Annotated in this window: 13 protein-coding genes; 5 read left to right on the top strand and 8 right to left on the bottom strand. The window is 63.0% G+C overall.

Annotation, left to right across the window (positions count from 1 at the left end):
• Positions 1–260 precede the first annotated feature (260 nt).
• Positions 261–1,259 (top strand): sensor domain-containing diguanylate cyclase, encoded by a 999-nt coding sequence (locus tag PPA02S_RS19125; RefSeq protein ID WP_028633507.1) that lies wholly within the window; start codon positions 261–263, stop codon positions 1,257–1,259.
• A 21-nt stretch (positions 1,260–1,280) separates the two neighbouring features.
• Here PPA02S_RS19125 and lpdA read toward each other — a convergent pair whose 3' ends face one another.
• The 4 genes from lpdA to PPA02S_RS19145 are packed head-to-tail and all read right to left on the bottom strand — an operon-like array spanning position 1,281 to position 6,209.
• Positions 1,281–2,660 (bottom strand): dihydrolipoyl dehydrogenase, encoded by a 1,380-nt coding sequence (lpdA, locus tag PPA02S_RS19130; RefSeq protein WP_028633506.1) that lies wholly within the window; start codon positions 2,658–2,660, stop codon positions 1,281–1,283.
• A 2-nt stretch (positions 2,661–2,662) separates the two neighbouring features.
• A complete protein-coding gene (locus tag PPA02S_RS19135) occupies positions 2,663–3,916 on the bottom strand; it encodes a dihydrolipoamide acetyltransferase family protein (RefSeq protein ID WP_028633505.1) in 1,254 nt (417 codons plus the stop codon).
• Positions 3,917–4,975 (bottom strand): alpha-ketoacid dehydrogenase subunit beta, encoded by a 1,059-nt coding sequence (locus tag PPA02S_RS19140; RefSeq protein ID WP_028633504.1) that lies wholly within the window; start codon positions 4,973–4,975, stop codon positions 3,917–3,919.
• Position 4,976: 1 nt separating this feature from the next.
• Positions 4,977–6,209: a 3-methyl-2-oxobutanoate dehydrogenase (2-methylpropanoyl-transferring) subunit alpha gene (locus PPA02S_RS19145; RefSeq protein WP_028633503.1), complete on the bottom strand. Its 1,233-nt coding sequence runs from the start codon at positions 6,207–6,209 to the stop codon at positions 4,977–4,979.
• A 199-nt stretch (positions 6,210–6,408) separates the two neighbouring features.
• Here PPA02S_RS19145 and bkdR point away from each other — a divergent pair, with 199 nt between their 5' ends.
• Both bkdR and PPA02S_RS19155 read left to right on the top strand, forming a co-directional pair.
• The gene (gene bkdR, locus PPA02S_RS19150; RefSeq protein WP_028633502.1) at positions 6,409–6,894 is read left to right on the top strand and encodes a Bkd operon transcriptional regulator BkdR; all 486 of its coding nucleotides are present in this window, start codon (positions 6,409–6,411) and stop codon (positions 6,892–6,894) included.
• A gap of 135 nt (positions 6,895–7,029) precedes the next feature.
• Positions 7,030–8,361 (top strand): MFS transporter, encoded by a 1,332-nt coding sequence (locus PPA02S_RS19155; RefSeq protein WP_028633501.1) that lies wholly within the window; start codon positions 7,030–7,032, stop codon positions 8,359–8,361.
• Between the two features lie 81 nt (positions 8,362–8,442).
• On the opposite strand, the gene PPA02S_RS19160 is transcribed toward PPA02S_RS19155, so the two are convergent.
• The 4 genes from PPA02S_RS19160 to flgA all read right to left on the bottom strand — a co-directional run bounded on the left by PPA02S_RS19160 (position 8,443) and on the right by flgA (position 11,013).
• Positions 8,443–9,186: a flagellar brake protein gene (locus tag PPA02S_RS19160; RefSeq protein WP_028633500.1), complete on the bottom strand. Its 744-nt coding sequence runs from the start codon at positions 9,184–9,186 to the stop codon at positions 8,443–8,445.
• 80 nt (positions 9,187–9,266) lie between these two features.
• Positions 9,267–9,734, bottom strand: coding sequence for a flagella synthesis protein FlgN (locus PPA02S_RS19165; RefSeq protein ID WP_028633499.1), 468 nt, complete (start codon positions 9,732–9,734; stop codon positions 9,267–9,269).
• Positions 9,735–9,784: 50 nt separating this feature from the next.
• Positions 9,785–10,099, bottom strand: a complete 315-nt coding sequence (flgM, locus tag PPA02S_RS19170) for a flagellar biosynthesis anti-sigma factor FlgM (RefSeq protein WP_028633498.1) — start codon at positions 10,097–10,099, stop codon at positions 9,785–9,787.
• A gap of 164 nt (positions 10,100–10,263) precedes the next feature.
• Complete coding sequence (flgA, locus tag PPA02S_RS19175; RefSeq protein ID WP_028633497.1) at positions 10,264–11,013, bottom strand: flagellar basal body P-ring formation chaperone FlgA; 750 nt, start codon at positions 11,011–11,013, stop codon at positions 10,264–10,266.
• A 77-nt stretch (positions 11,014–11,090) separates the two neighbouring features.
• Here flgA and PPA02S_RS19180 point away from each other — a divergent pair, with 77 nt between their 5' ends.
• Positions 11,091–12,020, top strand: coding sequence for a chemotaxis protein CheV (locus tag PPA02S_RS19180; protein ID WP_028633496.1), 930 nt, complete (start codon positions 11,091–11,093; stop codon positions 12,018–12,020).
• A gap of 50 nt (positions 12,021–12,070) precedes the next feature.
• The gene (gene cheR, locus PPA02S_RS19185) at positions 12,071–12,898 is read left to right on the top strand and encodes a protein-glutamate O-methyltransferase CheR (protein WP_028633495.1); all 828 of its coding nucleotides are present in this window, start codon (positions 12,071–12,073) and stop codon (positions 12,896–12,898) included.
• Positions 12,899–12,983 lie beyond the last annotated feature (85 nt).

Consider the following 12,983-nt stretch of genomic DNA (forward strand, 5'->3'; position numbering starts at 1 on the left):
ATGCTTCGCGGGTAAACCCGCACCCACAGGGGGGTATCGCATGCTTGCTAAATCAGTTTCCTGCGCTACAGCGCAGCCCCTGGGGCAGGGCTGTTTCCTCCCACCTGGCCACTCGTCTGGTCTACGCCTTCTGGGCTATTCCAGCACCGACCAAAGGCGCCTATGCTCGCCACGGCAAAAAACAATTACACGCGTGCGGCGTACAACACTGTCGGCAGCCCCTTGAGTGGAGCGTAGTTGCTGGGCATCAGGGAGCTTTCATGAATCAGCGTACCAAGCCGGCGCCTTCCGGCTTCAGTGACCAGCAACTGCATACCTTGTTCGAGTTGATCAGCGATGGCGTCTGGGATTGGGACGCCAATACCGGCTACGTTTACCGCAACCCAGGTTGGTACGCCATGCTCGGTTACCCCGTGCATTCCATGGACAACTCGGTGCTCACGTGGGAGAACGTTATACACCCAGAGGACTACCCCAGGGTGATGGCGCACTTCGATGCGTACATCAACCAGCGCAACGAGCGCTACCTGGTCGAGTATCGCTGCCGCTGCAGCGATGGCAGTTACCTGTGGATCGAGGATCGCGGCTATGTCATCGCCCGCAACCCGGATGGCTCGGTAGCCCGTATGCTCGGTGCTCACCGCGACATTGATGTTGGCAAGCGCCAGCTGGCGCAGCTGGAGCGTCGCAACCAGTCGCTCGAAGAGCTGGTTGCCGAGCGCACCCGTGAACTGTCGAAGGTCAATGAGCAGCTGCAACGCCAACTGAACGAGAACCGCGAGCTCGCCGAGCGCGATGCCCTGACCCGCCTTGCCAACCGCTACCGGCTGGAGGATTCGCTCAAGCGTGAGTGTGAGCGTGCCCAGCGCTTTCGCCAGCCGTTTTCGGTCATCGCCATGGACATGGACGACTTCAAGCCCATCAATGACCACTTCGGTCATGCCCGCGGTGATGCCGCCTTGGTACAGGTGGCCGACACCTTGCGCCACGGTTTGCGCGCTGCAGACCTGCTGGCCCGCTGGGGCGGTGACGAATTCGTGGTGGTACTGCCGCATACCACGCTGCCAGAGGCGAAAAGCCGTGCGGCCCAGTTACGCCAGGGCCTGGCGCAACTGGCGCCGGTGGGGGACTGGCCGCTGACCATGAGCTACGGTGTGGTGCAGTGGCAGGAGGGTGACGACCGCCAGTCGGTGCTGGCGCGTGCCGACAAGGCGCTCTACCGGGCCAAAGGGGCCGGCAAGAACGCCATTGCCGAGTAGCCTGCCAGGCGCAGGCAAAGGTTAGATGTGCAGTGCGTGCCCCAGGGCGCGCAACGCTGCCTCCTGCACCGCCTCACCCAACGTGGGGTGAGCATGGATGGTGCCCGCCACGTCTTCCAGGCGTGCGCCCATCTCCAGCGACTGGGCAAACGCCGTGCACAGCTCCGATACCGCCACGCCCACCGCCTGCCAGCCGACAATCAGGTGGTTGTCACGTCGTGCCACCACGCGTACGAAGCCGGTTTTCGACTCCAGGCTCATGGCCCGACCATTGGCGGCAAAAGGGAACTGCGCGACGATGCAGTCCAGGCCCTGAGCCTTGGCCTGTTCTGGCGTCGTGCCGGCTACCACCACCTCCGGGTCGGTGAAGCACACGGCGGCGATGGCAGCAGGCTCGAAGCGGCGAGCCTTGCCTGCGATCAGCTCGGCGACCATCTCGCCCTGGGCCATGGCACGGTGGGCCAGCATGGGCTCCCCTGCCACGTCGCCAATCGCCCACACATTGCGCATGCTGGTCTGGCACTGCGCGTCGATGGCGATGGCCGCGCCGTTCATCTTCAAGTCCAGGCATTGCAGGTTGTAGCCCTGGGTGCGTGGGCGACGACCCACTGCCACCAGTACCCTGTCGGCTTCCAGGCGCAGCAGCGCCCCTTGGCCGTCACGGGCCAGCAGGTTGCCGGCCTCATACGCTTCGACACTGTGATTGACGTGCACGGCGATACCCAGCGCCTTGAGCGACTCGGCCACCGGTGCGGTCAGTTCGCTGTCGTAGGTGGGCAGGATGCGTTCACGCGCCTCCACCACGCTGACCTGAGCGCCCAACTTGCGATAGGCGATACCCAGCTCCAGGCCGATGTAGCCCCCACCCACCACCACCAGGTGACGGGGCAGGGCCTGGGGCGACAGGGCTTCGGTGGACGAGATCACTGCCCCGCCCAGTGGCAGCATGGGCAGTTCGACGCTGCTGGAACCTGTGGCCAGCAACAGGTGCTCGCACTGGATGCGCTGGCCGTCGACCTCCACCTGCTTGCCGTCCAGAATCTTCGCCCAGCCGTGAATCACCTTTACCCCGTGCTTTTTCAGCAAGGCCGCAACACCGGTGGTCAGCCGGTCAACGATACCGTCTTTCCAGGCCACGCTGCGGCTGATGTCGAGCTGTGGCGAGCTGACGCTGATACCCAGTTGCGAGCCCGTTGCATAACCGGTGGCGTGGTGGAACTGTTCTGCCACGTGAATCAGCGCCTTCGAGGGAATGCAGCCGATGTTCAGGCACGTGCCGCCCAGTGCCTGCCCTTCGACCAGCACGGTCGGGATGCCCAACTGCCCGGCGCGGATGGCCGCCACGTAGCCGCCAGGGCCGCCGCCGATGATCAGCAGTGTCGTTTGAATGATCGGTTGCATGCTTACTCCACGAACAGGCAGGCGGGTTGCTCCAATAGGCCGCGCACGGCCTGGATGAACAACGCGGCGTCCATGCCATCGACCACCCGGTGGTCGAACGAGCTGGACAGGTTCATCATCTTGCGCACAACGATCTGGCCATCGACCACTACGGGCCGCTCGACCATGCGGTTCACGCCAACAATGGCCACTTCCGGCGTGTTCACCACCGGTGTGCTTACGATGCCGCCCAGTGCGCCCAGGCTGGTAAGGGTGATGGTGGAGCCGGTCAGCTCATCGCGGCTGGCCTTGTTGGTGCGCGCTGCATTCGCCACCCGTGCGATCTCGCCGGCATTGGCCCACAGGCTGCCGGCCTCGGCGTGGCGCAACACCGGCACCATCAGGCCGTTGTCGCCCTGGGTGGCGATACCCACATGCACCGCCCCATGGCGGGTGATCACCTGTGCTTCGTCGTCGTAGGTGGCGTTGATCTGCGGGAAATCGCGCAGCGCAACCACCAGTGCACGCACCAGAAACGGCAGCAAGGTCAGCTTGCCGCGGCTGTCGCCATGCTTGGCATTGAGTTGCTGGCGCAGGGCTTCCAGGGCCGTGACGTCGATTTCTTCCACATAACTGAAATGAGCGACCCGGCGCTTGGCGTCCTGCATGCGCTGGGCGATCTTGCGGCGCAGGCCGATGACCGGCACCTGCTCGCTGTCGGTGCGTTTGGCATAACCACCGGGTGCCTGCCCGGCAGCGCTGTGCGGCTTGCTCATGAAGCCATCGAGGTCCTCGTGCAGAATGCGCCCGGCCGGCCCGCTGCCGTGCACGTAGCGCAATTCGATGCCGGCATCCAGTGCACGCTTACGCACAGCCGGTGAGGCCAACGGCTTGTCGCCCGCCTGGCGCGGCACCAGGGCGGCAGCCTCATGCTCGGCCGCTTTCTGCGGTGCTGCCCGTACCGCCTGGGGCCTGGCCGCCTCAGGCACTGGCTCGGCGGCCTTGGCCTGCGGCGCGTCCGTGTGGTTGCCGTTGCCCTCCACCTCGATGCGGATCAGTTCACTGCCCACCGGCATCACTTCACCGGGTTGGCCGCCCAACGCCAGCACCTTGCCGCTGACCGGCGACGGGATTTCTACCGTAGCCTTGTCGGTCATGACATCGGCCACCACCTGGTCTTCTGCGATCACGTCGCCGACCTTCACGAACCACTCCACCAACTCCACCTGGGCGATGCCTTCGCCAATGTCCGGCATCTTGATGACGTGCGTACCCATTCAGACCTCCATGACCTTTTTCAATGCCGCGCCTACCCGTGAAGGGCCGGGGAAGTACGCCCATTCCTGGGCGTGCGGGTAGGGGGTATCCCAGCCGGTCACGCGCTGGGTCGGCGCTTCCAGGTGGTGGAAGCAGTGCTCCTGCACCAGCGACACCAGCTCGGCGCCAAAACCGCAGGTGCGGGTGGCTTCGTGCACCACCACGCAACGACCGGTCTTTTTCACCGAGTCGACGATGGTGTCCAGGTCCAGCGGCCACAGGCTGCGCAGGTCGATCACTTCCGCGTCGACACCGGTTTCCTCCGCAGCCACCTGGGCAACGTACACCGTGGTGCCGTAGGTGAGCACCGTCACATCACTGCCCGGGCGGGTGATCACGGCCTTGTCCAGCGGCACGCTGTAGTAGCCATCGGGCACGGCGCTTTGCGGGTGCTTGGCCCACGGTGTTACCGGGCGGTCGTGATGGCCGTCGAATGGCCCGTTGTACAGGCGCTTGGGCTCGAGGAAGATGACCGGGTCGTCGCACTCGATCGAGGCGATCAGCAGGCCTTTGGCGTCGTAAGGGTTGGAGGGCATGACGGTGCGCAGGCCGCATACCTGGGTGAACATCGCTTCGGGGCTCTGGCTATGGGTCTGGCCACCGTAGATGCCGCCGCCGCAGGGCATGCGCAGGGTCAGCGGGGCGATGAATTCGCCGGCAGAGCGGTAACGCAGGCGCGCCATTTCCGACACGATCTGGTCAGACGCAGGGTAGAAATAGTCGGCGAACTGGATCTCTACCACGGGGCGCAGGCCGTAGGCCCCCATCCCCACCGCCGTGCCGACGATGCCACTCTCCGAGATAGGCGCATCGAACACCCGGGCCTTGCCGTATTTGTTCTGCAGGCCTTCGGTGCAGCGGAACACGCCGCCGAAGTAGCCGACGTCCTGCCCGTACACGACCACGTTGTCGTCGCGCTCAAGCATGATGTCCATGGCCGAGCGCAGGGCCTGGATCATGGTCATGGTGGTGGTGGCCATGGCGGTTTCCGGGTTGATGCCGTTGGTATGGTCGTTCATCTCAAACCCCCAGTTCCTGGCGCTGACGGCGCAGGTGGTCGGGCATGTCCTTGTACACGTCCTCGAACATCGAGGCCGCGCTCGGGATGTGGCCGTTGGCCAGCGTGCCGTACTGCTCGGCTTCCTTCTGCGCGGCCAGCACGGCCGCTTCGAACTCGGCCGTGGTGGCCTGGTGTTCTTCCTCGGACCAGTGGCCGGTCTTGATCAGGTGCTGCTTCAGGCGGGCGATCGGGTCGCCCAGCGGGAAATGGCTCCAGTCGTCAGCGGGGCGGTACTTGGAAGGGTCGTCGGAGGTGGAGTGGGGGCCGGCGCGGTAGGTGACCCATTCGATCAGGCTCGGGCCCAGGCCGCGACGGGCGCGCTCGGCCGCCCAGCGCGAGGCCGCGTACACCGCGATGAAGTCGTTGCCGTCCACCCGCAGCGAGGCAATGCCACAGCCCACGCCCCGCCCGGCAAAGGTGGTGGACTCGCCCCCGGCGATGGCCTGGAAGGTCGAGATCGCCCACTGGTTGTTGACCACGTTGAGGATTACGGGGGCGCGGTAGACGTGGGCAAAGGTGAGGGCGGTGTGGAAGTCCGATTCTGCGGTGGCGCCATCGCCGATCCAGGCCGAGGCGATCTTGGTATCCCCCTTGATCGCCGAAGCCATCGCCCAGCCCACCGCCTGCACGAACTGGGTGGCCAGGTTGCCGCTGATGGTGAAGAAACCGGCCTCGCGTACCGAGTACATGATCGGCAGTTGGCGGCCTTTGAGCGGGTCACGTTCGTTGGACAGCAACTGGCAGATCATGTCGACCAGTGACACGTCGCGGGCAATCAGGATGCTTTGCTGGCGGTAGGTGGGGAAGCACATGTCGGTGCGGTTCAGCGCCAGCGCCTGGGCGCTGCCGATGGCTTCTTCACCCAGGCTCTGCATGTAGAAGGACATTTTTTTCTGGCGCTGGGCGACCACCATGCGGCTGTCGAAGATACGCGTCTTGAGCATGGCTCGCATACCTTGGCGCAGCACCTGCGGGTCGATGCCCTCGGCCCACGGGCCCTGGGCATTGCCGTGCTCGTCCAGCACGCGCACCAGGCTGCCCGAGAGGTCGGAGGTGTCGGCAGCGTCCACATCGACGGGAGGTTTACGGACCTGGCCCGCGTCGTTCAGGCGCAGGTAGGAAAAATCGGTCTGGCAGCCTGGCCGGCCTGTAGGCTCGGGCACATGCAAACGCAGGGGGGCGTACTCGTTCATGCTGTTTACGCTCGCTCGGGGTATTTGTTTTTGTGAGCTTTGAAGCGGTCGCGGCTGAGCACCGGCTTGTGACCAGTAGGTCAGCGTCACCTACATGGTAGTTGCCCTGCGGAAGAATTTTTCTCTCTAGTTGATTGCCTTTGCCGAACAGGCCAGATAAACATTCCGCATAAATACAATAAACCGGTGATTTTGTCTCATGCGCAAACTCGATCGTACCGATATCGGCATCCTCAACAGCCTGCAGGAAAACGCCCGCATCACCAATGCCGAGCTGGCCCGCTCGGTCAACCTGTCACCCACGCCGTGCTTCAACCGCGTGCGGTCGATGGAAGAACTGGGGGTGATTCGCCAGCAGGTCACGCTGCTGTCGCCTGAGGTGCTGGGGCTCGATGTGAATGTGTTCATCCATGTCAGCCTGGAAAAACAGGTCGAGCAGTCTCTGCACCGGTTCGAGGAAGAAATTGCCGAGCGCCCCGAAGTGATGGAGTGCTACCTCATGACCGGTGACCCGGACTACCTGCTGCGCGTGCTGCTGCCCAGCATCCAGGCCCTGGAGCGGTTTCTGGATTACCTCACGCGCTTGCCGGGCGTGGCCAATATCCGCTCAAGCTTTGCCTTGAAGCAGGTGCGTTACAAGACCGCGTTGCCGCTGCCGCCAAATGGTCTGACCTTGCGCGAATAACGGTGGTCCAAGGCTGTCGGCGCCCTACGGCGCCCGACACTATTGTGATTCGCAAGCGGGGCCTGCAAACCGGCAACATTTGCCATTATGCTGCTAGCACCCACCGCCTGTTGACGAGGGAGCCTGAAGGGACGTATGCGCACTATCTGGAAGCCGTTTCAGTCGTTGTATTTTGCTGCGCTGATGATGTTGATCGGCTCGGGCCTGCTCAGTACCTACCTGGCCTTGCGCCTGGCGGCCGACCATGTCGACAGCCTGTGGGTGGGTGCGCTGATGGCGGCCAACTACTTTGGCCTGGCCGTGGGCGGCAAGGTCGGCCACCGGCTGATCGGCCGGGTGGGGCACATCCGCGCCTACGCCACCTGTGCCGGCATCGTCGGCGCGGCGGTGCTGGGCCACGGCCTGACCAACTGGCTGCCGGCCTGGGTGGGGCTGCGCATGATCGTCGGCCTCGGCATGATGTGCCAGTACATGGTCATCGAAAGTTGGCTGAACGAGCAGGCGGACGTCAAATACCGGGGTGCCGTGTTCAGCGGGTACATGATCGCGTCTTATCTGGGCCTGGTACTTGGCCAGTTGATCCTGGTGGTACACCCGGAGCTCGGCCCTGAATTGCTGATGTTGGTGGCGATGTGTTTTGCCCTGTGCCTGGTGCCGGTCGCCATGACCCGCCGCATCCACCCCGCACCGTTACGGCCGGCCCCCATGGAGCCCAGGTTCTTCATCAAGCGGGTGCCGCAGTCGCTCAGTACCGTATTGGGGGCGGGGCTGATCGTAGGCTCGTTCTATGGCCTCGCGCCCCTGTACGCGGCCAGCCAGGGGCTGAGCACCGAGCAGGTCGGCCTGTTCATGGGTAGCTGCATTTTCGCTGGCCTGGTGGTGCAGTACCCCTTGGGCTGGTTGTCCGACCGCTACGACCGGGCTGTGCTGATCCGCAGTGTGGCAGGCGGGCTGGCGCTGGTGGCAGCGCCGTTGGCCATTCTGCCCAGCGTGCCGCTGGAGTTGTTGTTCGGTATCGGCTTTCTGGTGTCGCTGCTGCAATTCTGCCTGTACCCGCTGGCGGTTGCGTTTTCCAACGACCATGTGGAAAGCGAACGGCGCGTGTCGCTGACGGCCATGCTGCTGGTCACCTATGGCGTGGGGGCATGTATCGGCCCGTTGGCGACCGGCGTGCTGATGAAGCTGCTGGGTGTGCAGATGCTGTATGCCTTCTTCGTGTTCTTTGCCCTGGTGCTGGTATGGCGTATCCGCCCCAAAGCGGTTACCGGGCTGCACCAGGTGCAGGACGCGCCACTGGGCCACGTGGCAATGCCGGCCGCTGGCTCGCCGCTGTCGGCAGCACTGGACCCGAGGGTGGATGGGCAGACGGTGCAGGATGTGATGCAGGCCCCGGTGGCGGCAGAAGACACCGAAGCTCCCGAAAAGCAACCGGAGCAACCCGCAAACGATAGGGAATCTGCCAGATAGGGACGGTGGGGCTCGCCTGGCCCTGTCGGCCTTTTGGCGACGGGTTCACCCGCTGGTGTTTGCGGGTGAACCCTTCAGCCCTCAATAGTCGTCTTTGTCGAACCGCCGTGCTTCGCGCTGCAGTTGGTACACGAAGCTTTCCACCTTACGCTGCGCAGGGCCGCTCAGGTTATGGAAGCGCACGCCGGCAAACGTGGTGTTGATGCGTTCTTCGTAATGCAGGTGGCGCAACTCGACCATGGTGTCGACCAGGCCAAGCGGGCTGCCCGCCTTGAACCGCTCGTACACCTGGCCCAGTTGCAGGCGGTCTTCGACATTGCCGTCGAAACGCAGCTTGCAGCCCGTGGCCGACACGTCCAGCAGTTTGCCGCGCAGGGCGCCATTGCCTTTGAGGTGGCTGCCGTCGAGGATGATGTCGACCAGTTGCGACAGTTTCAGCGCGGCGCGGAAAGCGTTGCGGCGCTGGTGGTAGGTCATCTCGACCGGCAGGGCACCCACGTAGCAGCGGTGCCCGTTGACTTCGCTGATCTTCAGCGCATGGTCGCATTCCCAGGCGATACGCACGCCATCATGGAAACCTTCGACGCGAAAGTGCTCGCCGTTCTCGATGAACTTCTCGCCATCGCGGGGGATCATTTCATCCAATGCGAGGGTGTTGCCTTCACGGTCCACGTGCACCACGTAACTCTGGAAGCGGTGGCCGCGGTCGTGGAAGGTGATGATCAGTGGGTCGTGGCTTTCCTGAAGCTGCCGCAGGTTGGCCGCAATTTCCAAAGGGGTGGTCAACACCTTTGGCGGTTGCGGGGCATCGGATTCATTGAACACGGCTTATCGGTCTCCAGGCAAAAGCGACACAGGCAAATTAGCGGCATTTTGCCAGTATGTACGGTGCCTTGATAGAAAAATCACACTTGGTTGAGGGCGCGCGGTTTGGCCAGAGGTGAGGTGTTGCCACGGCTGTTGTACAGCGATGGAGAATCGCCGCCCATGAGGATACGCACCTGGTTGTTGGTGACGTGTTGCTGGACCTGAATGATGCGGCCGTTGGTCTGGTTGACCTGTTGGCACGCTTCCATCAACTGCGAGAGCATGTCCAGGCGCTGCAGCATGGCCTCGCCATGCACGGAAGTGTCAGCGACTGCCTGCACGCCGGCCCGGTCTGCGCTCAGCCCCAGGCTGACCAGCAACTGGCTGCGGCGCTGGCCGTGCTGTTCGAGCAGAATGATCAACGACTGCTTGCGAGCGAGAATCTGCTCCAGCAAGGGCATGTCGCGACCATGCAGGGCCACCGCCTCGTTCTGCAGCAGCTCGAGCAGCTCCTGCATGGGGGCGATGTCTTCTTCGATCAGTTGCAGCAGGGTAGTGTCGTGCATGGCTAACTCTTGGTTTTTTCAAGCGTCCATGAAGTCAGCGCACCGAGCGGTCAGCGCTGTGCTTCAAAATTCAGCAGCTTGCTGGCGACCCGGCCGGCATCGACCTGGTAGCTGCCGTCGGCGATGGCCTGTTTCAGCTCGGCCACACGGGCGTTGTTGACCACGGGCTCATCACGCAGCTTGTCGCTGATCTTTTGCAATTGTTGGGCCTCAGGGCTCAGGTGCACCGTCTCGCCACTGGCGCTGGTGTCTTTTACCGCTTCTTGGCTGGCCGCCGGTTTTTCGGCGCTGCCGGGTGCGCTGTTACCGCGCACACCGCCCGTTACGGACGGGGAATTATTCAAACGACTGAAGTCGATGACCATGATCAGAAACCTCTGGGTTTATGGACGCTTGCCTTGTTTTCGGCCAACCCGCAATAAACTTTAGGCACAAAATGCGTGGCCGGCGTTCCGTCAGCACACAACCCGATTTCTGACACAGTTTAGAAAAAGCGCCTCCTCACCGCCAGTACCCTCCGGCCGCTGGCCTACATGCTAACCTCGACCTGGCCCGGGCCGGTCACCATGGCTTTTACCACGCGCTTGGAATTGAGGTTGCGCACCCGTATCTGTTCGCTGAGGCCTCCCTTGCTCAAGGCTTCGCCCGGCATGCGCACGCTCAGGCTGCCGCTGCGGGCCACGATTACCACGTGGTCGCCTTTGCGCACCACTTCGGCCTGCTCAAGGTGTTGCGGGGTCAGTACCTGGTCGATCACCGTGGGCCGCAGCATTTTCATGCCCACCGCCTGGTCCAGTTCAGTCAGAAAGCCCTGGCCCAGCGTGCCCACATCGCGTTCGCGCAGGGCAACATCGCCGGCGCCCACCACGTTGTCGCGCCTGAGGGGGCGTGTGACCACCACCACGTCCCGGAACAGGCGCACGGTTGCCGGCACGAATACTGTCCATGGCGCCGCGCTGTCGCAGCGCACGCGCACGGTCACCCGGCCAAGCGGTACGTTGGGGCTTTCCAGTGACGCGTCAAGCGCCTGACTGCACAGTGGCATGCGCAGGCGAGGGTCCAGCGGGTTGACCTGGATTTCGTAACGCCCCGCCGTCTGGGTGGTGGCCAGATAATCTTCAACGGTGAATTCAAGAAACCCTTGGGTGACACCGATAAGCTGTTCAGGCATGGTGAACGCGTCCGCCAACGTGCGAACAGGCACCAGCAGGCACAGCGTGGCCAGCAAGCCGGTCAGCAGGCGCGTCAGTCGTCGGGAAAATGTCGTTTTCGTGTACATGGCGCTCAAAAAAGCAAAGCCCGTGCCGACTCACCTGGTGAGTTGCAACGAATGGCTGAAAGGTTAAGGAGTCTGGCATGGCGGGGGTTATGGATTCGGTCAACCAGCGCACACAGCTGGTAGGGCAGAATCGCCTGGAACTGCTGCTGTTCCGCCTCAATGGCGAGCAGCTTTATGGCATCAACGTTTTCAAGGTCAGAGAAGTGCTGCAGTGCCCTGCACTGACCCTGCTGCCCAAGGCCCACCCGGTGGTGCGGGGTGTGGCCAACATTCGCGGGGCGACCATCCCGATCCTCGACCTGTCGATGGCCACCGGTTTGCGGCCGCTGCAGGAGGACACGCGCAGCAGCTTCGTGATCATCACCGAGTACAACACCAAGACCCAGGGCTTTCTGGTGCATTCGGTAGAGCGCATCGTCAACATGAACTGGGAGGAGATCCATCCGCCACCCAAGGGCACTGGCCGCGACCATTACCTGACTGCCGTCACCCGTGTGGACAACCGCATGGTCGAGATCATCGACGTGGAAAAGGTACTGGCCGAGGTGGCGCCGTCTTCGGAGTCGGTGTCCGCCGGGGTGGTGGACGCCGAAGTGCAGGACAAGGCCGTGCTGTTGCGGGTGCTCACCGTCGACGATTCGTCGGTGGCGCGCAAGCAGGTCAGCCGTTGCCTGCAAACGGTCGGTGTGGAGGTTGTGGCACTAAATGATGGTCGCCAGGCTCTCAACTACCTGCACCAACTGGTGGAGGAGGGCAAGAAGCCCGAAGAGGAGTTCCTGATGATGATCTCCGACATCGAAATGCCGGAGATGGACGGCTACACCTTGACCGCAGAAATCCGCAGCGACCCACGCATGCAAAAACTGCACATCTGCCTGCATACTTCGCTGTCCGGGGTATTCAACCAGGCGATGGTGAAAAAAGTGGGCGCCGACGACTTCCTGGCCAAGTTCAGGCCGGATGACCTGGCCCAGCGTGTGGTCGACCGGATCAAGGCAACGCATTGAAAGCAGCCGGGGCAAGCCCCGGCCACAGTGATTGAAAAGAGGCGGCAGTAGTGTCTACGGGTAATTTGGATTTCGAACAGTTCCGGGTATTCCTGGAGAAAGCCTGTGGCATTCTGCTGGGCGAGAATAAGCAATACCTGGTGTCCAGCCGTCTCAACAAGCTGATGGAACAGCAGGGCATCAAGAGCCTGGGCGAGCTGGTGCAGCGTATCCAGACCCAGCCGCGCAGCGGCCTGCGCGAACAGGTGGTGGATGCGATGACCACCAACGAAACCTTGTGGTTTCGCGATACCTACCCGTTCGAGGTGCTGAAGAACAAGGTCATCCCCGAGTTCATCCGCGCCAACCCGGGGCAACGCCTGCGCATGTGGTCGGCCGCGTGCTCGTCGGGGCAGGAGCCGTACTCCATTTCGATGGCCATCGACGAGTTCGAACGCAGCAACCTGGGCCAGTTGAAGATGGGGGCGCAAATTGTCGCCACCGACCTGTCAGGCACCATGCTGACCAACTGCAAGGCCGGTGAGTACGACAGCCTGGCCATCGCGCGCGGCCTATCCCAAGAGCGCTTGCAACGGTACTTCGAGACCAAGGGGCCAGGGCGCTGGGCGGTCAAGCCCGCGATCCGCAGCCGGGTCGAATTCCGCTCGTTCAACCTGCTGGACAGCTACGCCAGCCTCGGCAAGTTCGATGTGGTGTTCTGCCGCAACGTGCTGATCTACTTCTCGGCCCAGGTGAAGAAAGACATCCTGCTGCGCATTCACAGCACGCTGAAGCCGGGCGGGTACCTGTTCCTCGGTGCCTCCGAAGCCCTTAACGGCCTGCCTGACCACTACCAGATGGTGCAATGCAGCCCGGGTATCATCTACCAGGCCAAATAAAGTACTTCAGGCCGGCAACCAGGGTTGCCGGCCTTTTTCGTTGCAGGTGCTGTCAATTTTTTGTTTTGCCACTTATGGCGCCCTG

This window comes from Pseudomonas parafulva NBRC 16636 = DSM 17004, from assembly GCF_000730645.1.
Taxonomy (GTDB): Bacteria; Pseudomonadota; Gammaproteobacteria; order Pseudomonadales; family Pseudomonadaceae; genus Aquipseudomonas; species Aquipseudomonas parafulva.